Origin of the sequence: Phytoactinopolyspora halotolerans, assembly GCF_010550675.1 — a bacterium.
Classification (GTDB): domain Bacteria; phylum Actinomycetota; class Actinomycetes; order Jiangellales; family Jiangellaceae; genus Phytoactinopolyspora; species Phytoactinopolyspora halotolerans.
On the sequence record NZ_JAAGOA010000014.1, the window covers coordinates 36,255 to 58,038 of the forward strand.

The following is a 21,784-nucleotide window of genomic DNA, read 5'->3' on the forward strand; positions in this document are numbered from 1 at the left end:
ATGCGCATGGTGGAGGCATCTGCGGGTGATCAGCTGATGGTTTCGGCGGTGAGCTCGTCGAAGTAGGGCTTCATGGCCGGGTAGTACTCGGTGAACTCCGGCTGCGGTATGCCGTCCCGCGCGGCGACGAGCTTGTCGAGGTAGTACTCCCAGCCCGGACCGATCTCGCCGAGCCCTTCGGCGGAGGTGAGATGCTGGATGAGTCGTAGCTCGGTCGTGTCGTCGGCCTCGGTCTCGGTGATGAGCAGCTCCATGTGCCAGGTGCCGGCCTCGTCGTTCATGGACACCGCCAACCGCGTCGGTGGTTCGCATGCATCGATGTACAGATCGGACCAGGACGCATCCTCCTCGAAGGACATCTGCACCTGGACGGTTCGGCCGGGGCCGGCGTCGCCCTTCCACGGTCCGAACCAACGTGCGGTGCGCTCGGGCTCGGTGACACTCGCCCAGACGTCGTCAGCGGACGCTCGGAAGGTGCGGGTGAGGGTCAGGTCGACCCCGTCGGCGGTGCGGAACAGGCGTCCGGATGGGGTGCGGTTCATGCGGTGTTCTCCTTGACGTCGTCGGAGCTGGACGGATGGCGCGTGCGGCGGTCGCGGCGCGTGCGGTATACCTCGGTCTCGAGCGCGTCCAGGTGGCGCTCCCAGCCGGCGGGCTCGCCGAACCGCGCGAGCCACTCGATGAGCTGGGTGAGCTTCTCCGGGTGCAGCATGTAGAACCGCTGTCGACCGACGAGCTCGTCGCTGACCAGGCCACTGCTTCGGAGGACTCGTAGGTGCCGGCTGACTGCGGGCCGGCTGATATCGAACTGTTCAGCGATCTCTCCCACCGAGCGTCGTTGTTGATGCAAGAGCTCGAGAATCTGTCGCCGAACTGGATCGGCGATCGCACCGGCGATCTCATCCACGGACAAAGGGTAACCAATTGGTTACGCATTGTCGAGTCCGCGCTCGCGCTTCTCCACGATTTGAGCAGGTCGTCTTTCGACAGGCCGCGATATGGTGACTGTGCACGCGGCATCGGGCAGTGCTGCGCGGCCGGAGGGGGAGGTTGGGATGTGGGGGAGGAAGACGTTCAAGGATCCCGTGCGGGGAACGGCGCGCGTCGTGTCGTCGTCGCAGGGGCCCAATAATTCCGCGTACGTTCCGCTGCGCGCGATGCTCGTCGTCGAGGCGCCGGGCATCCGGCCGACGTCGGTCGAGTATCGGAAGCGGATTGCCCGTCGGAGCAAGCTGCCGTTTCCTGGGCAGGTCATCCCGATCGAGGTCGACCGGGCAGATCCGACCCGAGTCCGGATCCTGTGGGATGAGATGCCGAAACAGCACGAGACCCTACGGAATCAGGGGCAGGCGCTCGCCGCGGCCTTGCGGGGTGAAGCCGACCCGCCGACCGGGCCGTCGGCCGCCCGGCCTGACCGGCCGAGCCAGGGTGATGAGGATCTTCCCGGACACGTATCGGGTGTCGTGGAACAGATTCGGCAGGCGTTCCCCGGCGCCACGGTGAACATCAAGGCCGGCGAGACTGTTTCCGGCGGCGTGGCGCCTGCCGGAGACGATCGGGTCAGCCAGCTGGAACGGCTGGTGAGGCTCCGCGACAGCGGCGTGCTCACGCCCGAGGAGTTCGCCCAGGAGAAGGCGCGCATCCTCGAACGTGAGTGACGCGGCGAGCCTGCTCGTTGTCTGGGTTCGGTCGAGTCGAAACTGGTCTCCCGTTTCGAAGCTCAATCTCTGGAGCCCGCTCCGAGCCCGCGGGAGGACGGCCGGGTGGAGATGGGGATCCACCGTGCCGACGCACTGCCGGCTTCAGAGCATGGATGCTAAGTCGACGAAAGGCGCCTCTTGCCTCGATGGTTTGGAGAGATTAGCGCATACCGAGGCTTGTTAGCCGCTGTTAGCCTCTTATGAATGTCAATTGTATCGTACTGGCATGCCTAGCCGGTCGAGTCCGCATGATGCGGTGTTCCGCCGGGTTCTTGGTGAGCCCGTCAACGCCGCATCACAGCTGCGCGGGATCCTGCCGGCCGCTCTGGTCGAGCGGCTCGACCTGGACCGGCTGACCCCCGCCGGCGGCAGCTTCATCGACCCCACCCTGCAGTGGCGGCACACCGACTTGCTCTTCACCGTGCCGTTGGACGGACATGAGGCGTTCGTCTACGTGCTCATCGAACATCAGAGCAGCACGGATGCGTTGATGCCGTTGCGGATGAGGTCGACCCGGCCACCGCCGAGGCCGCGGGGGAGTATCTGCCCCGGTTCCAGTTCCTACTCGACGATCTCGCCCGCCTCGACGAGGACACCTTGCGCAGCCGGCCGCTGACCCCACAGGCCCGCATCACCCTGTTACTACTCAAGATCGCCGCCGGCAATGCCCAGCTCGCCGACGACCTGAATACATGGGCCGACGATCTGCGCGCCATCCTGGACCGTGGCGACGGTATCGACGACTTCGTCGCGCTGGTGACGTACATTGAGAACGTCGGCGAGACACCCACCGACGAGCTCCACCGGCTGTTCGCAAAACTCGGGCCCGAAGCAGAGGAGGCATACATGACCACTGCAGACATGCTCCGCGCCGAAGGACGCGTAGCGACCGTGCTGCAGCAACTGAGCCTCAAGTTCGGGCCTCTCCCACAGACCACAGTCGACGCGGTGCAGAACGCTTCTGCCGAACAGCTCGAAGCCTGGACCGCCCGCGTCCTCACCGCTGACACACTCGACGAGGTCCTGCGCTGATCCACGCGCCATCCGCGACAGGGAGGACTACCAAGGTTCTGCCGTGGGGCGGATCCTGATCTGGTCGACGTGCGCCTCGCCGGACGCGCTCGGGTCTTGGTTGGCGATGTAGATCCGGACGTCGTCGCCCGTGTTGCTTGGTGCGGTGAACGTCACCGAGTGTGATGTCCAGCCGGTACTGCTGAACGGCTCGCTGGCGAGCACCTGCCCGGTGTCCAGGTTCTCCACATAGACCACGCCGGCTGCCGAACCGCCGTCCGTCTTACCGACGAACTCCACGGTGTACGACGTCGACGGGCTCCAGTCCTCCCACGGCTGGGATACCGATTGTGCGGTACCGCCAGTGGAGACGATGGTCAACCCGTAGTCGCCGGCGTAGGCGTTGGTGCTGTCGCGGTACGCCGTCGTCGAGGACGAGCCCACCCGGTACCACTGCGCCGCGTAGGTCGGGTCGAAGCTGGTCTCCAGCTCGAAACCCTGGTTGAGCAGCTTGGCGACGTCCCACGTCATGATGCGGGCCAGCGCCAGCATGTCGTAGCCGCTCTGCGCCGACGAGTTCCGGTACTGCTCAGCCACCACCCAGTACAGGCTCCGCTTCCACTGTGCGTACTGGGTCCACTCGACCAGATACTTGCTGAAGCTCGTGTCCCCGGATCCGTCGACGTACTTGGTCACCGCGGGCGACGTGGTCGAGCCGTTCCACATCCGGGTGGCGATCGTGTTGGTGAAGCGCTGCATGTCGGTGGCGTTGAAGACCACGCCGCGCTGATACATCTCCCGTGCCGCGCCCACGTCGAGATTCGCGTGCGACGTGTCCTCCGGCGTGCTCGTGTAGTACGCGTAATTCCAGATGTAGTCGTCGCCGCTGAGGGTCAGCGCGTTCTTGAAGTATTGCCCGTTTCGCTGCGCCCGGTCGAGGTACGTCGCGTCGCCGTTCACGCCGTGCAGCACCAGCAGCATTCGGGCGAACGCCAGCGACTGGTTGTACGGCAGATACGTCCAGCTCGCACTGTGCGAGAAGGCGTCGAACTGTGTGGACTGCTTGTAGGTGCCGGTACCGGACGACAGCGACGCCCACGTGTTCCCGATGTACGAGCTGGACTCCCACCGTGGGACGAGTTCGTTCTCCAGAAAGTTCAGGTAAGCATCCGCCTTGGTGGCATACGCGGCCTGTAGCGACGGCGTCTGCTCCACCAGCTCGATGAAATGCGCGATCGAGGTGCCGACCATCCCGTCGTGCACGATGTACGGGAACTTGCCGCTGATCTTCACGTCGTCGAAATACGCGCGCCCGCCCGAGACGGTGTAGTCCATATGGCCGAGCCACACCTCGAGGTCGTGCCCGGTGGCCGTGGGCGTCCGGCATTCGGTGCTGTAGTACTGCCAGGACGTGTCGTCCACCGTGATCGAGCACAGGATCTCGCCGGTCGTCCGGTCGTGCAGTTACGCGCGGCCTTGGGCGGCCGAGCCGTTGGTCTTCGCGTTGACCCGTAGCACGTAGACCGTGTCCGGCTCATAGGTGTTCATGTCCTGGTAGAGCTTGCGCCAGGCCTGACCGTCGGAGTCGATCCGCACCGCGTAGCCGCCGGTGCTGGCGTCGGTGGTGCGGAACGCGTTGGAGCCGGTGGTCTGGAAACGCGACCAATATCGCGGCAGCGTGGAGTCGCCGGGGTCGCCCGTCTCCATGCCGCCGTTGTCCACCTCGACCGGCGAGTATCGAGCCGTGCTCCAGCCCAGGTAGCCGTCGCCGTCGGCATCGTCCGCGTCGGCGATCATCCGGTCGACGTGGGTGACGAGCTTGTCCAGCCATGCGGTGTCCCGGCTGACCCGATAGACGTCGACGTAGCTGTCCAGCACGTAACTCTCGCTCCAGGCGAAGGTCGCGCTGTCGGCGGCGGTGTAGAAGTCGTCGCCGACGGCGGCCTCCATCGCGACGTACCTGTCGTACCAGGGGTTGCCCGGCGCCCCGGGGGGCCCCCACGGCCGTGAACGTCATGCCGACTCTTCCGTGTTTCAGGTGCGCCGACATGCCCGCTCCTACTGTCCGTTGTGCGCGGCGAGGAAGGCGGTGCTGAGCAGATATGACCCGAAAATCGGCTCAGGTTGTTCGCGGTTGAAGATCTCCCGGGCATGGTCGAAGATCCGCTCGTCCCAGCGGGCGAGGTTCACCCAACGGGGCGCTTGGAGGTCTTGCAGGCCGAGGTTGGCGGTCCCGTCGACGCGGTACCAGACGTGCGCCTGGCCATCGTCGCCGTAAGCCAGCATGTTGTCCGCGTACGTGGCGGCGAACCGGCGCATGTCGGTCTCGTCGAACACCATCCCCAGTCGGTAACCGGCGAGGGCCGCCTCGACGCTGATCGCGCCGTGTGATCCGTCCTCGATCTGACGAGCGCCGTTGTACGCGGGCGTCCACTCCGACACGTCGTCGTCCTGGGAGTAGCCGTTGTAGACGTGGCCCTTGGTCCACCAGTAGTTCCAGATGTAGCTGTTCCGCAGTGTCCGCAGGTCGTTACGGAAGGTGGTCAGCATCCGGACGGCGCGATCCCGGTACGGTCCGTCGTCGACCAGCGCGCCGAGGTGCGCCTGGGCGGTGGCCAGCGCCACGAACTGGTTGTGTGGCATCTCGCACCCGTCGAACGCCAGCGGCGTTCCCTTCTCCCAGATGTACCAGCCCTCGCCCTGGTCGTTCTGCCGCCACTCGTGGTCGTGGCAGGCGACGGCGTCACGGACCGCGCGCAGGTACGTGGCGGCCTTGGCGCCGTAGCGCGGCATCAAGGATGGGGTCTTGCGCACGATGCGGCAGAACTCGGCGATCGGCGCTGTGATCATCCCGGTGTGCACCGAGAAGGTCACGTAGTGCGAGGACATGGTGTAGGTGCCGGCTTGCGGGAGGGCCGGTGAGTTGTCCCCCCGCAGATCCACCGCGGTGGCGCGGGTCACGGTCGGGCTCGCGTCGCGGATCCGCGTCACCGCGAAGTCCGGGCTGGTGGCGTCCATGGTGAGATTCGCGAACGTGTCGCTGCGGTTGATCCGGGTGTCCGTGATGGTCACCGCGAATCGGTCCGCCGACTCGTGTGCCACGTCGGCGGTGACGCCGTCGGCGTACGCCTGCGCCGTGCGCAGCCGCAGCGACGGCGCGCCGTTCGGGCCCGGGACGTCGACCTCGCCCCCGGTGTACGGGTATCCGCCTCTCCAGACCGGCAGCGACTCTCCACGCCAGTCGGTCACCCCGCGTTCGCTATCCCTGATGGAGAGGATGGCGTCGATGTTGCGGCACAGCAGGTCGAGGTACCGCGTGTCGCCGAACGCCTCATACATGGTGATGTACGAGCGCAGTATGTAGGACTGGCCCCAGGCCAGGGATCCACGGTTCTCGTTCGGGACGTCGGGCTGGGCGTCGCCGTGCTCGGTGAAGTACGCCTCCGCCCAGTCGTACGTCGCCCGGAGCGCGTAGTCCCGTGTTTCCGCCCGGGCGGGTGCGGTGGTCAGAAGTCCGGTCGCGGTGCCGATGCCGAGTACGGCTCCGGCCTGCAGCAGTCGACGACGGCCGAACGAGCGGTGGCTGGACATGCGGTTCCTCCTGTTGATCGAGCGGGACGTGACGTGCGTACGCGGATCGGGACACGGAACAGGTGGGAGCGCGGCGGGATCTCAGCCCTTGACCGCGCCCTTCATGCCTTCGAGGATGTGGCGCTGCATGACGAGGAAGAAGACGAGGACCGGGATCAGCGAGATCACCGTGCCGGCCGCCAACGAGCGCACGTCGGTGCCGGTCACTCCGGTGAGGTAGGCGATACCGAGCGCGATCGGGTACTTGCTGGTGTCCTTGAGCACCACCAGCGGCCAGATGAAGCTGTTCCACACCGAGATGAACCCGAAGATGGCGAGGACGGCGAACGCCGGCTTCGCCGCCGGCAGCATGACGTGCCAGAAGACGCCCCACTCCTTACATCCGTCGATGCGGGCGGCGTCGTCGAGTTCCTGCGGCACCCCGGCGAAGGTCTGCCGGAGCAGGAAGATGCCGATCGCGGAGAGGATGCCCGGCAGCATCACACCTGCGTAGCTGTCCGCGAGCCCCAGCTCGGAGACCACCAGGAACCGCGGGATCAACATCAGCTCGCCCGGCAGGAACATGGTGGAGAGGAAGAGGAAGAACACGACTGTGCGTAGCCGGAACCGCATCCGGGCCAGCGGATACGCGGTCAGCGCGGAGACCGCCAGGTAGGCCGGCACCATCACGCCCACGTAGATCACCGAGTTGAGCAGGTACCGGGGAAAGTCGATCACGGTCCATGCGCGGATGAACCAGTCCACCACCGGCGGACGCGGAATGAAGTCCGGCGGGAAGGAGAAGACGTCCTGGGTGGCGGGTTTCAGCGATGACGACACCAGCACGACGAACGGTCCGATGAAGATGATCGCCAGGATGATCAGCAGGACGTAGTTGCCGGCGAGGGTCGACGTCCGGCGTCGGCGGGTGCGGGCCGTCATCGGCGCTCCTTCGTGAGCTGGTAATTGATCACAGCCAGGACGATCATGATGGCCCAGAGCACGAGGGCTATCGCGCTGGCGTAACCGAACTCGTAATCCTCGAACGCCTTGGACCACACGTAGTAGCCCAGGGTCATGGTGCTGTCCTGCGGGCCGCCGCGCGTCATCACGTAGACGGAGGTGAACACCTGCATCGCATCGAGCATCGCCATGGTGGACGTCACGGCGACGTACGGCACCATCAACGGTACGGTGATCTTGGTGAGCCGGTGCCAGACGCCGGCGCCGTCGATCTCGGCCGCCTCGTAGAGGTCAGAAGGGATGGCCTGCAGGCCGGCAAGGTAGATCATCATGTAGATCCCCATGCTCTTCCAGCCCTCGATGACGATCAGGCAGGGCAGCGCCCAGTCGGTGCTGAGCAGCCAGGCGGTGGGTTCGTCGGCGATGCCGAGGCTGGTGACGATCCAGCTGAGCACGCCCTCGGCGTCGAGCACGTATTTCCAGGTCACGGCGACGGCGACCATCGAGACGACGACCGGCATCACGATGGCGAGCCGGAACCCCTGGATGCCGGGGATCCGCTGATTGACCAGCACGGCCAGCAGCAGCGGCACGGCCACCGCGAGCGGGATCATGCCGAGCAGGAACAGGAACGAGTTGACCAGCGCCTCGTGGAACCGTGGATCGTCGAGCATCCGCTCGAAATTCGCCGTGCCGACCGCGATCGGCGCCGAGATCCCGTCGTATCGATAGAACGCCAGCTGTAGCGCCTGCACGGCCGGCCAGACGAAGAAGACCGCGAAGAGCGCGAGGCCCGGCAGCATGAACAGCCACGGGGACCAGAATGCGGGGCGATTCGCGCGGGCTCGCCAGGCCGGGCCGCGCGGTACCGAATCCGGCGCGCCCCGTCGAGGCGGATGCGGCGTCGTCCGTTCGGCCACGGGCGTCAGCTCGGGCACATCGCTTCCGGACTGCTGTGGCATCTCACCTCCGGGCGATCATCGGGAGTCAGATTGGGTCGCATAAAAATGGAACAGTTCGTGTCCTAAACGTGGCAGTGACTATAAGCCCAGTTATCTGGCGACGTCTACCCCCGAATTGTTGAGAAATGTGTCGCCGCTGTGACATGGATATTTTCGGAACAGCGCAGGAGTGGCGGGCATGTTGTGGGCATGTGGAAGGCCGCCTATTGACTTGGGTGGAGTTGTGTCCGAAACTGGTCGCCAACATTCAGCGGCGCCGAGTCCATGGCTTCGACACCTTCTTCCACTCAGGAGAGACCATGCGATCCGATCCCACCATCCACCGTCCAACGCGGCGCTGGCCGATGCTCACCGCGGCAGCGGTCGGGCTGGCCATGATCACGTCGGGCTGCATCAGCGGCGCCGACGCCGAGGAGGAGTCGGACGAGCAAGCTGAGCCCGAGTCCACCGAACTCGGCGGTGAAGTCGAGTGGTGGACCATCAACCTGCAGGCCAATTACTCCGACTACATCCAAGGGCTGATCGACACCTACGAGGCGGACAACCCCGGCACCACGATCAAGTGGGTCGACGTGCCGGGTGCCGACCTGGCCACCAAACTGCTCGCCGCGCTCGCCGCCGGAGAGGCGCCGGACCTGGTCAACATCGGATCCCCGGATCTGGGCCGGTTCCAGAACTCATTGACCGACCTCAACGACTACTTCTCGGCGGAGGAACTCGCCGAGTACCAGGAGTCGCTGGTCGAGCCGCTGACATTCGACGGCGCCGTGACCGCCCTGCCCTGGTACAACGGCGGCTCGCCGGTGGCGATGTACCGGCAGGAGGCGATGGAGGGCACCAGCTTCGATCCGGAGAACCCGCCGGTCACCTACGACGAGATCTTCGACGTCGCCGCCGAGGTCACGGACGCGCACGGGATCGCCGGGTTCAGCGCGATACCCGGACATCTCGTGTTGCCGTACTACGGCGTGCAGATGTTGAACGAGGACAAGACCGAGGCGACCTTCAACACCCCCGAGGCGGTGGCGGTCCTGGAGAAGTGGAAGGAGGCCTACGACGCGGGTGTGCTCGCGCCGGGCTCCGTCTCCAAGGATGAGCGGAACCTCCCGGAGAACCTGGAGAACCGCAAGGTCGGGTTCAGCATCAACGTGCCCGCCGCCCGGCTGGTCAACACGGAGGAGAACGCGCCCGAGGTGTACGAGGACGTGGTGGTGACACCGGGCGTGCGTACCCCTGAGGGGAAGTTGCTGCTGCAGGGTCAGCAGACGTTCGGGATCCCGGCCGACTCGGACAACAAGGCCACGGCCGCGGACTGGTTGAAGTTCGTCACCAACGCGGAGAACCAGTTGGAGTTCTGCAAGATCGTGGCGATCTTCCCGTCGACCAAGGCGACGTTGGAGGACCCGTTCTTCGACAGCCAGGGCGAGGAGCCCACCGACGTCGCACGCAACATCATCGTCGAGACACTGCCGGATCTCGAAGACGGCGCCCTGGGCACGTCGAAGGACTTCCAACTCGGCGAGCTCCTGGCCGAGCAGGTGCGCGCCTTCTTGCAGGGCGATGTCGACGCGCAGACCGCCCTGGACAACGCAGCCGAGCAGTGGAACACGGAGCTTCAGCAGCAATGACACGTACACAGAACGACGGCGAGACCCTTCGTATCGGCGTGGTCGGCGCGGGGATCATGGGCACCAGCAACGCCCGGGCCGTCAACGCGCTCGCCGGAGCCGAGCTGACCGCGATCACCAGTGGGACCCGTGAAAGCGCCGAGAAGCTGGCCGGTGAGTTCGGTGGGCGGCCGCAGGTCTTCGACGATTACGAACAGTTGATCGATTCGGGTCCGGTGGACGCGGTCGTGGTGGCGACGCCCGACCATCTGCACGCCGACGTCGTGGTGAAGGCCGCCGCAGCCGGAAAACACATTCTGGTGGAGAAGCCGTTCACGACGTCGGTGCAGGACGCCGACCGATGCGTCCGCGCCGTCCGGGAGGCCGGCGTGATCGCGATGTGCATCTTCAACCACCGCTGGGTGCCCGCCTACGCGCAAGCCAAGGACCTGATCGCCGGGCTGGGCAGCCCGGCGGTCGGGTACGCACGCAAAGACGACACCATCTACGTCCCGACCGAGATGCTCAACTGGGCGCAGAACACCACCTGCGCCTGGTTCCTCTCCAGTCATGACATCGACCTGGTCACCTGGTTCTTCGACGACGAGGTGGAGCAGGTGTACGCCACCGCTCGGTACGGCAAGCTGCGCTCGCTCGGCATCGACACGCCGGACGCCATCCAGATCCAGGCGCGGTACCGGCGCGGTGCCGTGGCGACGTTCGAGTCGGCGTGGATCTATCCGAACACCTTCCCCACCATGGTGGACAGCTACATCACCGCCATCTGCGACGACGGGGTCATCCAGCTGGACCGTCAGCAGGAGAACGTCGTGATGGCCACGCCGGACGGCGTGAAGTTCCCGCGGAACATGCTCAAACGCACAGTGCACGGCGTGCTGGCGGGCGCCTACCCGGACGCGGTCGCGCACTTCGTCGACTGCGCCACGCGCGGCGTCGAACCGCTGATCACGGTGGAGAGCTCACGGCACGTGACGGCGGTGCTGGAGGCGGCGCACGCGTCCATCGCCTCCGGGCAACCGGTGGCGGTGCCGGAGCCGGGGCGGACCGTCGGATGACGCGCTGGGTGGAGAGCCCTCCGCATGTCGACCACGCCCGGATGCGGCACATCACCGACGAGCATCTGGTGGACTCGCTCGACCTGACCGCCCCGGGGATTGAAGGCTTGGCCAGGGCCGCCGGCGACACGGACGCGGCGTTGCGGGAGTGGCGGGCGTACCGAGCGAGCGGCCGGGCCCCGCTGCCGGTGGGCGACATCGGCCGCTGGGCGCGGCGGCGCGAGGACCGGCCGTCGGCGCCGCGGGCCGGCCTGGTGCTGAGCGGCTCCGAGGGCGTGCGGCGCTTCTTCGGCGCCGCCGGCGTGCCCGACGGCTTCCTCGGCGCCGCGGATCTCCTGCTCGAGACGGAGGTCGATTTCCTCGATTCCAGCCGCGGACGCTCGGGTTTCTACGGGTTCCACTACCTGTACTGGATGCGGCCGTTGCTGGAGGCGTACGCGCTCACCGGCAAGGCGGATTACGCGGCCCGGTATGGCGAGCTGTTCTCACAGTGGTACGACGTGCGCGACGACGTGGCCGGCGACTGGCCCGGGTTGGACGTGATCTGGTATTCGCTGGGCGTCTGGAGCCGCAGCGGACTGTTCAACCAGGCGATCTCGCTGCTCTCGGCAGAGCCTGCGTTCACCGACGAACAGTGGCGGCGGACGATGAAATGCCTGCTCGGCGGCGCCCGATGGGCGGCCGAGGAACACAGCGCATTCCGCAACGGGAACTGGCAGCTGGCCTCGGTCTGCGAGCTGGCGCACGTCGCGTCGGTGTACCCGGAGTTCGGTGAGCGGGACGAGTGGCTGGGTGTCGCGCGGCAGCGCGTCGAGGATCACCTGGAGCTCGATTTCTATGCCGACGGGGGCCATTACGAGCGCTCCCCGTCGTACCACGCGATGTGCCTGCGCGCCCTGCACGTCGCCGCGCTGTCCGCCGATGGGGCGCAGTGGCCGCTGCTGGACCATCCCCGGCTGCGCGCGGCACACGACTGGCTGGCCGAGATGGCGCATCCGGCCGGGTGGGTGCCGCACCTGCAGGACTCACACATCGTCCGGCCGGCCGAGATGCTGCTGGTCGGCCATCACCTCTACGGTGTGCCAGAGTGGAAAACGCTGGTGGAGCGCTGGATGGGGGAGGAGCGCATCGTCGATCGGCTGGACTGGCTGGGTCCGCGCCCGGACGGCACGGACCCGGTCGAGTTCTTCTTCGCCGCACCGTCGGCGGAGCCCGACGGGAGCAGCACGCTGCTGCGATCGAGCGGCTACGCGATACTCCGGCAGGGGTGGACAGCGGCCGACCTGACGACGACCGTCAACCTGGGGCCGTATGTGGGGCATGAGCTGGAGCCGCACTCGCACCACGCCGCCCTGGACTTCGTCGCCTCCGGCTGGGGCGAGCCGTTGGCCTGGGAAGCCGGCGGACCGCCCAGCTACGACGACCCCGGCTACTACAGCTGGTATCAGGCGGGGCGTGGGCACAACAGTGTCACCCTCGAGGGTGAGCCCGATTCGGCCCAGCGGAACACCGTGGTCGAGTCGTTCTGGACGCTGGGCGTCGATGAGATGCGGGTTCAGGGCGCTATGACCCACCAAACCCGCATCCCATCTGAGCGCACTGGCGCATCCGACGGCGCCTCCGCAGCCGTGGGAGTCGACGTCGTGGTGGGCCGGCATGATGCGTACCGGCAGCGGCATCGTCGGCGGATCGTCTTCATCCGATCCGAACCGGCCTACTGGCTGATCACCGACGAGCTCGCCGACGACGAGCCGGTACGCTCCACCTGGACCGTCCACGGACGCTCGGCCTGGAAGGACGAGGGGGAGCACTGCTACGTGTCGTCCGAGGCGCCCGGCCTGGTCGTGGTGCCGCTCGAGCCGCCGTCGGAGGTCGAGCATGCTACGGGCCCGGCGCGGCTGCCGCACAGCCAGGTCGCAATCGACGCTGACGTCGCCGCCGCCGCTGATGCCGCCGCCGACGACGCGGACGCCCCCGTGAGCAGCGCGGATTTCGATGCCGGTGACACATCCGAGGCTCTGCGCGAGCGCCGCAGTCGGCCCGACCAGTACGGCACCATCCACGGACTGCACCTGGTCCACCAGCAGGCGAGGCTGCACACTGTGCTGGTTCCGTTCCGGCACCAGGCGCCCGCGGTGGATGTCGAGCGTGTCGAGGGTACGAAGTCCGCCGATGCGAAGTCCGCCGACGCGGAGGCGGCCGACGTGAAGTCGGTCGGCGCGGAGTCGGTGGTCGTGCGCATGCCGGGCGTCGTCGACACCATCGGCCCGTCCGGCTGGACCCGCACCCGTGCCGACGGCACGGTGGAGCGCGCACGCTGGGACCTGGACCCGGAGCGTCCGGACCGATCCCCGGACACGCCAGATGATGCCCGGCCGGACGCGCGCTCGGCTGACGGGCCTGCGCTCACCGGCCGTGGCGTACTCGCGTGGTGGTGCCGGACCGGCTCCGACGGCCTGACGGCGCAGCTGGTCACCGACCGTCGGGCGACCGTGACTGTGCACGGTCCGCTGGTCCGCGGTGAAAACGCGCGAGGCGCGCCCGCCGGCGACCGGGGAACTGGCAGCCCCGGCGGGCCTCGGGTCACCGTCAACGGGGTGCAGGTCGCCGTGGCGACGGGCGACGGCCCGGACACGATCACGCTGCCGTCCGAGGGCACGTGGACCGTCCGGATCGCGGAACGAGGGGTCGATGACTGAACACCAGCGCGGCATGTCCGAGCAACTGCGGCTGCTGGACGTCGCCGCATCGCTCGGCCGGCACCCGGCACACGAGGTCGGCAGCGGCAGTCCGGCCGCGATGATCTCCACGCTGGATCGGTACGGCATCGCGGAAGCCGTCGTCGCACACACCGTGGCCACGCACCACGAGCCGGCGGCGGGCAACGCCCGCGTGCTGGCGGAGGTGGCGGACGAACCGCGGCTGCGACCGTGCTGGACGGTGCTTCCGCCGACCTGTGGTGAGCTGCCCGGCGCGGCGGAGCTGGTGACGCAGGCGCGGGCCGGGGGCGTCGGGCTGTTCACGGTGCGGCCCGGGTCGCACGGTTTCGACCTGGCCGGACCGGACACGGCGCCGCTGCTGGAGGCCGCCGCCGAACACGGCATGCCGATCCTGGTGGACGCACCCGAGACGGACTGGGCCGCGGTGGAAGACGCGGCGGCGGCACACCCAGAGCTGTGGCTGATCGTCTCCGAGGTGGGGTACCGGGAGCTGCGCCGGCTGTGCGGGCTGCTGGAACGCCGGCCGCGCATCCTGCTGTGCACGGCCAACCTCTCCGGCCACCTGGCGCTGGAGTTCCTGGTGCACCGGTTCGGCTCGCACCGGCTGGTGTTCGGCACCGGCCAGCCGGTGCGCGACCCGGGTGAGGCGGTACTCCGCCTGCTCTGGTCCGAGCTGGACGACGCCGACGTGCGCGCGATCGGTGGAGACACCATGCGCGGCCTGCTGGCGACGTCCCGAACCACCGTGGAGGTAGCATGAACAGCCGCGCACCGGCCGGAGCCGTGCTCAGCCGGGAGCCCTGGCAGGGCACCCCGATCCTGGACGCGCATGCGCACCTGGGGCCGTACAACCGGTTCTTCATCGCCGACCCGAGCGGCGCGGCGATGCTCCGGGTGATGGACCGGTGCGGCGTCTCCGGCGCGATCCTGTCCAGCATGCTCGGGGTCGAGCTGGACGCGGACGCCGGAAACGAGGAGACCGCGGCGCTCTGCCTGGCACACCCGTCCCGGTTCGCCGGGTACGTGGTCGTCAACCCGTGGCAGGACCCGGCGGGGCAGCTGGAGCGGTGGCGCGACCACCCGGCCTTCGTCGGCGTCAAGCTCCACCCCGACCTGCACGAATATCCGCTGGACGGGCGTCGCTACCGGCCGGTGTGGGAATACGCGGAGGTCACCGGGCGTCCGGTGCTGACGCACACGTGGGCGGGCTCGCAGTTCGACGATCTGGACCACCTCGACCGGGTCGCGACCGACCATCCGCGGGCGCGGATCCTGGCCGGGCACGCCGGGGTGGCGCCGAGTTCGTTCGGGCGGGCGATCGACGTGGCCCGGCGGCACCCGCGGGTGGTGCTGGAACTGTGCGGGTCGCACAACCACGGCCGCGCGATCGCCGAGATGGTCGGCGCCGTCGGGCCCGGTCAGGTGGCGTTCGGCTCCGACTTCCCGTTCATCGATCTGCGGATGTCGCTGGGGCGGATGCTCTTCGCCGAGCTGGCCGACGAGGAGCGGGCCGCCGTGCTCGGAGGCACCATGGCGAGTGTGCTGTCGGCCGGACACGCAGGGGGTACCGCCCTGCTCGACCGTTTCCGGCGGGGTCCGGCACACTGACACCTGTGAACGACGACGCCTCCCAGCCGGCCGGGCCGTCCGCGCGCGCCGCCTCGCCCCGCGAGCATCTGTCTCAGGTTCGGGCGCCGGTGGCGGTCGGCGTCGTCGGCCCGCCGGATGTGGTGCAGAGCATCCTGAGCCTGGACGCGGCGGTGGGCGGCAACGTCCGGCTCATCGGCGCCGCGCACCACGTCGACTCGGAGCTGCTGACGCGGGCGCAGGCGGTGAGCGAAGACGCGGACATCATCCTGTTCACCGGGCCGTTGCAGTATGACCTGGCCGCGGACAAGCTGCCCATCCCGTCCACGTTCGTGCCGATCAGCGGGACGTCGCTGTTCTCGGCGCTGATCCGGGCGGCGGAGAACCCGGCGATCGAGATGGACCGGATCAGCATCGATTCGATCTCGCGCTCCGAGGTCGAGGAGGCCTACGCCGACATCGGCCGGAGCACCAGCGGGCTGCACGTCGCCCCGTATGACGGTCCGGAGTCGGTGGACGGCTTCAGCCGGTTCCACACCGAGCTGTACCGGGCGGGGGAGACGACGGCCGCGTTCACCACGGTGAAGTCGGTGGCGAACCGGCTGCAGGCGGACGGGATTCCGGCCGTGCGGATGGCGCCCACCACGGCCAATCTGCGCAGCGCGGTGATGACCAGCGCGCTGCTCGGTACCGGGTCGCTGCTGGAGGAGGCACAGCTGGTCCTGATGACCGTGCACGTCACGTCGCCGGAGGGCTCCGGTCACTGGGGATGGAGCAACTACCGGCTGCAGGGCGCCCGGCTCACCGTGCACCAGCTCTTGCTGGAGGAGGTCGAGGCCGCGGGCGCGGCGCTGCTGGCGTATGAAGGCATGACGTTCGGCATCACCGCCACCGCGGGCGCGTTGCGTCAGCTCACCGATAACCTGCACACCGCGCCCTTCGTGGACCGGCTGCAGGCGGCACTAGGCCTGCAGGCGTTCGTCGGCATCGGCAGCGGCCGCACCGTGCAGGAGGCGGATGCCCACGCGCAACAGGCGCTCGGACTGGCGCAGAGCCACGCCGGGCACCCCGCACAGGTGGTGGGGGCGGACGGCACCGTGGTCGGGCTGCCGCCGCGGTCGCGGCGGCGGGAACGTGTGGTGGCTGATGACAGATACGCGCACGAGCGGGAGATGCTGCGCCGGATCATCATGGCGCTGCCGGACACCGAGCCCGAGCCGCTGATCGTGGACGCCGCACGCGTGGCCGAGGCACTGTCGGTGACCCTGCGCAGCGCTCGGCGCATCCTGAACAGTCTGGTGGCGGCCGGCCTGGCGTGGACCATGCCGCCGGCGCCGTCACCCGGCGGCGGCCGGCCGCGGCAGCGTTTCCGGCTGCTGATCCAGCGCCTGGAACCGCGCTGACGCTGGCACGGGTGGCGCCTCTTCCTGTGTCTTTCCATCACGTCCTGGCCCACCACCACGTCGGTTGACCTCGACCGTCACGGCTGCGAGTGGGCGGACCGGCGGGTCTCGGACGGGGTGGCGCCGGTCTCCCGGACCAACACCCGGCGCAGCTGCACCGGTGTGCCGAAGCCGCTGGCCCGGGCGACCTGCGCCATGCCCAGCCGGGTCTCTTCCAGCAGCCGCTGGGCCCGGCGGACTCGCCGTTGGGTGACGTAGTCGCGGAAGGTGGTGCCCAGCTCGGAGCGGAACAGGTGCGAGACGTGGAACGGGCTGACGCCGACCGTGGCCGCCACACGTTTCAGCCGCAGGTCGGGGTCGGTGAAGTGTTCGTCCACGTGCCGGCGGATCAACTCCAGGGTTGGCGACCGGGTCAAGCCGCGCCGGTGCCGGAGCGCAAGGGCGTCGACCACGCGCTCCACCCAGGCCACCACGGCGCCCGGCTCGTGCAGGTCGGCCAGCTCGGTCAGGGCCGCGTAGGGCACCGCCTCGCAGACGGCCATCCAATCCGCCGCGGTGCCAACGCCGAGCCGCCCGTCCAGCGTGGCCGTGGTCGCCAGCACCTGACCGAGGAGCCAGCGGCGCACGAGCTCGTCGTCGCCGGAGGCCTGGGCGGTCGCGGCGGCGAACCAGTCGCAGAGCAGACGCCGGGCCCGGTCGGACTCACCTCTGCCGATGGCACGGGCCACCTCCCGGTGGGCATCGTGCGGCGCACGCGCATCAGGTGGACTCTGGCCGCTCCGGCTGGGGTGGCCGGCGGTGACATCGCCAGGGGAAGGCGCCGACGCCGGTATGACCCGGTCCGGTCCGAGGGCGAGCTTGGCCCGGTGCGCCTGGCGTGCCGAAGACGTCGCCACGGCGACGGCGTCCGCATCGGCGCCGGTGACGGCGACCGGAGCGCCGATGGCGACCGTGACCGTGACGTCGGCGGTGTGACGCGCCGCTCGGTGGATGCCGGCGGCGACCTCCCGAGCGCGGCGCTCCAGGTCGTCGGCGGCGGGGGAGGAGAGGGTCAACAGCCACTCATCCGGCGGAAGGTGTTCGACCCGGGCGTCGCCCAGGCCGCGCGCGTGTCCGGCGATCATGCGGTCGAGCGAACGGCGGGTGCGCTCCGCCCAGCCGTCCGGCGCGTCCGCCGCGCGCGACAGGAAGGCGTCGACGTCCACCAGCAGGCAGCACACGGCCGGCGGCGTCCGCGGCGGCCCGACGTCGGCGGAGGCGTCGAGGTTCGTGTCCCGTCGCACGTCCGGTCGATACGCGCCTGCCAGCATGACCACAGCATAGCGGATGAGTGGCCCGTTTGGGACGTCCTAAACATGCCAACCGACGGTGCATAAATAGGGTGACATCGCTGATGTCCGATTGCCGTTAACCCAACAGCACGCGGTTGCGGAGGGTGCCGAGGCCGGTGATGGTGGCATGCATCTCATCGCCGTCGGACACCGGGGCGATCCCGGCCGTGGTGCCGGTGGCGATGACGTCACCGGGCTCCAGCGTCATACCGTCGGTCAGGTCTTCGATGAGCCGCGGTATGCCGAAGACCATCTGCGCGGTCCGCGCGTGCTGGCGCACCTCGCCGTCGATGGTCAGGGTCATCTCCAGTCCGCTGGGGTCGGGCACCGCGTCGGCGGTCACCAGGTACGGGCCGAGCGGCGCGAAGCCGTCGAACGCCTTCGCCTGGTCCCACGGCACGTTCCGGCCGTGGTTGATCAGTTGCAGATCGCGTGCGGTGAGGTCGTTGACGATGGTGTACCCGGCCACGACGCGGCGCCACTCGTCGGCCGGAACGTCCCGGCAGCGGGTACCGATGACGACGGCCAGCTCCACCTCGTGCTCGACGTGCTTCGTCCGCGCCGGTGGGCGGATCTCGCTGCGGTGACCGGTCAGCGCGGACGGGGGCTTGAAGAACAGCACCGGGTCCGGCGGCACCTCCAGCCCGCTCTCCTCGGCGTGGGCCCGGTAGTTCAATGCCATGCAGCACACCTTGCTGCACCGGGCGACCGGCGGCTCGAAGGCGACCGACGCCTCGTCGAGAAGGTCATCGGCGTGCGCGTCGGCGTACGCGGCGCGCACCAGCTCGCCGGCGCCGTCCGTGCCGTGCCGGGCGAGCAGGTCGAGCGGGTCGGCGTCGACGTCCGGAGCCAGCCGCCGCAACGAGACAAGGCCGTGTTCGGGGTGCCAGGCGGCGAGCTCCACCGGCCCGCCTGGCGTCCGCCGGATGCGTCCGAGGTGCATGCGAGGTCCCTTCTCCAGATTCGGGGTGTACTCAGCGCAGCACGGCCCGGCGGGACCGGCAAGGACCCGCCGATGCGATCGGTGCACGGTTGTTGCGGACTTGGTTGACGTGGGCCGACGCCGCGGCCCTATGTTCGTCAGGACGGCACCGGATGTCCGCATCCGGCGACCCGGCCGAAAGCCGGGTACACAGCGGCGGCGAGTCCGTCCCGACAGTTCCGCCGGACGAGGTTGGAGGCCAGGAGTGGCTCGGAAGCTGGAACACAGCGAGGCGCTGTACGCGCGTGCTCGTCAGGTCATCGCCGGCGGCGTGTCCAGCGACGCGCGCCGTCTTCCCGGCACACCTCTCTACGTCGACCGGGCTCAGGGCAGCCGGCTGTGGGACGCGGACGGCAACGCCTACATCGACTACGTTCTGGGGCAGGGACCGGCGATCCTGGGACACAGCCCGGATGTGCTGGCCGATGCGGTCGCGGCACAGATGCGTCGTGGGGTGACCTATTCCGCGCAGCACCTGACGGAGATCGAGGTGGCGGAGCGGATCCGGTCCATGGTCCCGTGCGCGGAGCTGATCCGGTTCAACTCGGTGGGCTCGGAGGCCGCACATGCCGCGCTCCGGCTGGCGCGCGGGCACACCGGCCGGGACAAGGTCATCAAGTTCGAGGGCCACTACCACGGCTGGTTCGACCCGGTGTTGTTCAGCGTGCACCCGCCGCTGGACGCGGCCGGTCCCGCCGACCGGCCGGTCGCGGTGCCCGGCTCCGGCGGCCAGCTGCCCGGCCAGGCGGCCGATCTGGTGCTGACCCGCTGGAACGACCTGGACGCGTTGACCGACACCGTCGCCCGCCATCGCGGCGAGATCGCCGCCGTCGTCATGGAGCCTGTCCTGTGCAACTCCGGGGCGATCACCCCCGACGACGCCTACCTCAGCGCGGTCCGGCGGATCTGCGACGACGAGGGCATCCTGCTCATCTTCGACGAGGTGATCACCGGCTTCCGGGTGGCGCCGGGCGGTGCCCAGGAGCGGCTCGGGATCACCCCGGACATCGGCGTCTTCGGCAAGGCCATGGCCGGCGGGATGCAGGTCTCGGCGCTGGCCGGCAAGGCGGCGGTGATGGAGACGATCGCCTCGGGCAAGGTCTCGCACGCGGGGACCTTCAACTCGCATCCGGTCGCGATGGCCGGTGCACGCGCCGTCCTGGAGGTGCTCGACGAGAAGCGGGACGACATCTATCCGGAGATGGAGCGGCGGGGCCGGCGGCTGATGGACGGGTTCGCCGCGATCGCCTCGCGTCTAGGAGTGCCGATGCTGGTCCAGGGGACCGGGCACCTGTTCCAGACGTATCTGACCGGACGGCCAGACGTCAGGGATTATCGTGAGTTCGCGGCCACGGACCGGGCCACCATGGCGCGGCTGCACGGCCTGCTGCTCGAGGAGGGGATCAACATGGTCCCGCGCGGCCTCTGGTTCCTGTCCGCCGCACACACCGACGACGACATCGACGCGACCCTGGCGGCCTTCGAGAACGCGCTCGCCAAGCTCTCATGATCACCAGCGGTCGACCGTCATCGCCGTGGATCACTGGTGTGTCCACCCCGGCGATCCACGGCAATAGTGGCCGATCACTGATCCGGAGGAGACACCCATGGACGTGACCACCGATACGCTCGCGCTGCACGGCGGAACACCCGCGCTCGGCCCCGGCGACACCATCCCCGGCTGGCCGGAGCACGACGACGCGGAGGAGCAGGCCGTGCTGGGCGTGCTGCGGTCTGGGCGCTGGGGCAGCACGCACGGCGACGTCGTGGCCACGTTCGAGCGCGAGTTCGCCGACTACCAACAGGCGGCGCACGGGATCTGCCTGGTCAACGGGACCATGGCGATCGTGGTGGCGTTGCGCGCGTGCGGCGTGGGCATCGGCGACGAGGTCATCGTGCCGCCGTACACGTTCATCGCCACCGCGTCCGCGGCCCTCTTCATCGGGGCGGTGCCGGTGTTCGCCGACGTCCAGCCCGCCACCCACCTGCTGGATCCGGCCGCGGTGGAGGCGGCGATCACGCCGCGGACCAAGGCGATCGTGGCGGTGCATCTGGCCGGCCGTCCGGCGGACATGGACGCGCTCGCTGCGGTGGCCGCCAGGCATAGTGTCGCCGTGGTGGAGGATGCGGCGCAGGCGCACGGTGCGGAGTACCGTGGACGCCGCGTCGGCGCGATCGGCGACGTCGGCACGTTCAGTTTCCAGAGCAGTAAGAACATGACCGCCGGCGAGGGCGGCGCGGTTCTCACCGACGACGAGCGGGCGGCGAACGCGCTGTATTCGCTGGTGAACGTCGGCCGCGTGCGCGGCGGCGGCTGGTACGAGCACACGTCCGTCGGTTACAACCTGCGTCTGACCGAGTTCCAGGCGGCGATCCTCCGCGCCCAGCTGGCCCGGCACCCGGCTCAGCAACAGGTGCGCGAGCGCAACGCGACCCTGCTCACGCAGCTGCTCGGTGACGTGGACGGCATCGAGCTGGCGCAGCCGGACCCGGCGGTCACGGCGCACGGCCGGCACCTGTTCGTCTTCCGGGTGCCCGCACTGGGGGCCGCCGGCACGCGCGACGCGGCGGTGCGCGCGCTGGCCGCGGAAGGGCTTCCGGGGGCGTCGTCGGGATACGTTCCGCTGCACCGCAACGAGGCGTTGATGCGCGAGACCCGAGCGGTTGTGGACCGGCTCGGTCAGCCATACCCGGAGCCGGACTGTCCGGTGGCCGATCAGGTGTCCACGGACACGATCTGGCTGCCACAGCCGTATCTGCTCGGCGACGACGAGTTCACCCACCGCGTCGCGGGCGCCATCGCCAAGGTCGTCCGCGCGGCAGCAGCGCTGAAGTGAGCCGCGAGCCGCGCCTGGAGTGACCCGTGACCACT

At 68.9% G+C, this 21,784-nt stretch carries 20 protein-coding genes; 11 read left to right on the forward strand and 9 right to left on the reverse strand.

Features of this window, described 5'->3' with window-relative positions; genetic code table 11:
* Positions 1–29: 29 nt before the first annotated feature.
* Complete coding sequence (locus tag G1H10_RS19135) at positions 30–542, reverse strand: SRPBCC family protein (protein ID WP_163740729.1); 513 nt, start codon at positions 540–542, stop codon at positions 30–32.
* Positions 539–907 carry an ArsR/SmtB family transcription factor gene (locus tag G1H10_RS19140; RefSeq protein WP_163740731.1) on the reverse strand — a complete coding sequence of 123 codons (369 nt, stop codon included), beginning with the start codon at positions 905–907 and terminating at the stop codon, positions 539–541. The genes G1H10_RS19135 and G1H10_RS19140 overlap by 4 nt, the downstream gene beginning before the upstream one ends.
* A 148-nt stretch (positions 908–1,055) precedes the next feature.
* Between G1H10_RS19140 and G1H10_RS32455 the strand changes: the two genes are divergently transcribed.
* From G1H10_RS32455 to G1H10_RS19155, 3 genes are all read left to right on the forward strand, one after another.
* Complete coding sequence (locus tag G1H10_RS32455) at positions 1,056–1,658, forward strand: SHOCT domain-containing protein (RefSeq protein WP_216853431.1); 603 nt, start codon at positions 1,056–1,058, stop codon at positions 1,656–1,658.
* 268 nt (positions 1,659–1,926) lie between these two features.
* Positions 1,927–2,316, forward strand: coding sequence for an Rpn family recombination-promoting nuclease/putative transposase (locus G1H10_RS19150; RefSeq protein ID WP_163740733.1), 390 nt, complete (start codon positions 1,927–1,929; stop codon positions 2,314–2,316).
* Positions 2,298–2,732: a hypothetical protein gene (locus tag G1H10_RS19155; protein ID WP_163740735.1), complete on the forward strand. Its 435-nt coding sequence runs from the start codon at positions 2,298–2,300 to the stop codon at positions 2,730–2,732. The genes G1H10_RS19150 and G1H10_RS19155 overlap by 19 nt, the downstream gene beginning before the upstream one ends.
* Positions 2,733–2,759: 27 nt before the next feature.
* Here the strand turns inward: G1H10_RS19155 and G1H10_RS34620 are convergent, their stop codons facing one another.
* The 5 genes from G1H10_RS34620 to G1H10_RS19180 all read right to left on the reverse strand — a co-directional run bounded on the left by G1H10_RS34620 (position 2,760) and on the right by G1H10_RS19180 (position 8,206).
* Positions 2,760–4,133, reverse strand: a complete 1,374-nt coding sequence (locus tag G1H10_RS34620; protein WP_163740737.1) for a carbohydrate binding domain-containing protein — start codon at positions 4,131–4,133, stop codon at positions 2,760–2,762.
* 42 nt (positions 4,134–4,175) lie between these two features.
* Positions 4,176–4,661: a hypothetical protein gene (locus G1H10_RS19165; protein ID WP_163740739.1), complete on the reverse strand. Its 486-nt coding sequence runs from the start codon at positions 4,659–4,661 to the stop codon at positions 4,176–4,178.
* Positions 4,662–4,769: 108 nt separating this feature from the next.
* A complete protein-coding gene (locus G1H10_RS19170) occupies positions 4,770–6,302 on the reverse strand; it encodes a hypothetical protein (protein WP_163740741.1) in 1,533 nt (510 codons plus the stop codon).
* A gap of 81 nt (positions 6,303–6,383) precedes the next feature.
* The gene (locus G1H10_RS19175; protein WP_163740743.1) at positions 6,384–7,223 is read right to left on the reverse strand and encodes a carbohydrate ABC transporter permease; all 840 of its coding nucleotides are present in this window, start codon (positions 7,221–7,223) and stop codon (positions 6,384–6,386) included.
* A complete protein-coding gene (locus G1H10_RS19180) occupies positions 7,220–8,206 on the reverse strand; it encodes a carbohydrate ABC transporter permease (RefSeq protein ID WP_163740744.1) in 987 nt (328 codons plus the stop codon). The genes G1H10_RS19175 and G1H10_RS19180 overlap by 4 nt, the downstream gene beginning before the upstream one ends.
* Before the next feature lie 299 nt (positions 8,207–8,505).
* On the opposite strand from G1H10_RS19180, the gene G1H10_RS19185 reads away from it, so the two are divergent.
* From G1H10_RS19185 to G1H10_RS19210, 6 genes are read left to right on the forward strand one after another with little or no spacing between them, the layout of a single operon-like run.
* Positions 8,506–9,834, forward strand: coding sequence for an ABC transporter substrate-binding protein (locus tag G1H10_RS19185; RefSeq protein WP_163740746.1), 1,329 nt, complete (start codon positions 8,506–8,508; stop codon positions 9,832–9,834).
* Positions 9,831–10,889: a Gfo/Idh/MocA family protein gene (locus G1H10_RS19190; RefSeq protein WP_163740748.1), complete on the forward strand. Its 1,059-nt coding sequence runs from the start codon at positions 9,831–9,833 to the stop codon at positions 10,887–10,889. The genes G1H10_RS19185 and G1H10_RS19190 overlap by 4 nt, the downstream gene beginning before the upstream one ends.
* On the forward strand, positions 10,886–13,588 hold the full coding sequence (locus tag G1H10_RS19195; RefSeq protein ID WP_163740750.1) for a heparinase II/III family protein: 2,703 nt from the start codon (positions 10,886–10,888) through the stop codon (positions 13,586–13,588). The genes G1H10_RS19190 and G1H10_RS19195 overlap by 4 nt, the downstream gene beginning before the upstream one ends.
* Positions 13,581–14,369: an amidohydrolase family protein gene (locus tag G1H10_RS19200; protein ID WP_216853432.1), complete on the forward strand. Its 789-nt coding sequence runs from the start codon at positions 13,581–13,583 to the stop codon at positions 14,367–14,369. The genes G1H10_RS19195 and G1H10_RS19200 overlap by 8 nt, the downstream gene beginning before the upstream one ends.
* Positions 14,366–15,217, forward strand: a complete 852-nt coding sequence (locus G1H10_RS19205; RefSeq protein ID WP_163740752.1) for an amidohydrolase family protein — start codon at positions 14,366–14,368, stop codon at positions 15,215–15,217. The genes G1H10_RS19200 and G1H10_RS19205 overlap by 4 nt, the downstream gene beginning before the upstream one ends.
* 5 nt (positions 15,218–15,222) lie before the next feature.
* Positions 15,223–16,599, forward strand: a complete 1,377-nt coding sequence (locus G1H10_RS19210; RefSeq protein WP_163740754.1) for a hypothetical protein — start codon at positions 15,223–15,225, stop codon at positions 16,597–16,599.
* Between the two features lie 77 nt (positions 16,600–16,676).
* On the opposite strand, the gene G1H10_RS19215 is transcribed toward G1H10_RS19210, so the two are convergent.
* Entirely contained in the window at positions 16,677–17,909 is a 1,233-nt protein-coding gene (locus G1H10_RS19215) for a helix-turn-helix transcriptional regulator (RefSeq protein ID WP_163740756.1), read from the reverse strand.
* A gap of 97 nt (positions 17,910–18,006) precedes the next feature.
* Positions 18,007–18,873 (reverse strand): fumarylacetoacetate hydrolase family protein, encoded by an 867-nt coding sequence (locus tag G1H10_RS19220; RefSeq protein WP_216853433.1) that lies wholly within the window; start codon positions 18,871–18,873, stop codon positions 18,007–18,009.
* 244 nt (positions 18,874–19,117) lie between these two features.
* On the opposite strand from G1H10_RS19220, the gene G1H10_RS19225 reads away from it, so the two are divergent.
* Positions 19,118–20,422, forward strand: coding sequence for an aspartate aminotransferase family protein (locus G1H10_RS19225; protein WP_163740758.1), 1,305 nt, complete (start codon positions 19,118–19,120; stop codon positions 20,420–20,422).
* Between the two features lie 97 nt (positions 20,423–20,519).
* Positions 20,520–21,749, forward strand: a complete 1,230-nt coding sequence (locus tag G1H10_RS19230; RefSeq protein WP_163740759.1) for a DegT/DnrJ/EryC1/StrS family aminotransferase — start codon at positions 20,520–20,522, stop codon at positions 21,747–21,749.
* Positions 21,750–21,784: the final 35 nt, after the last annotated feature.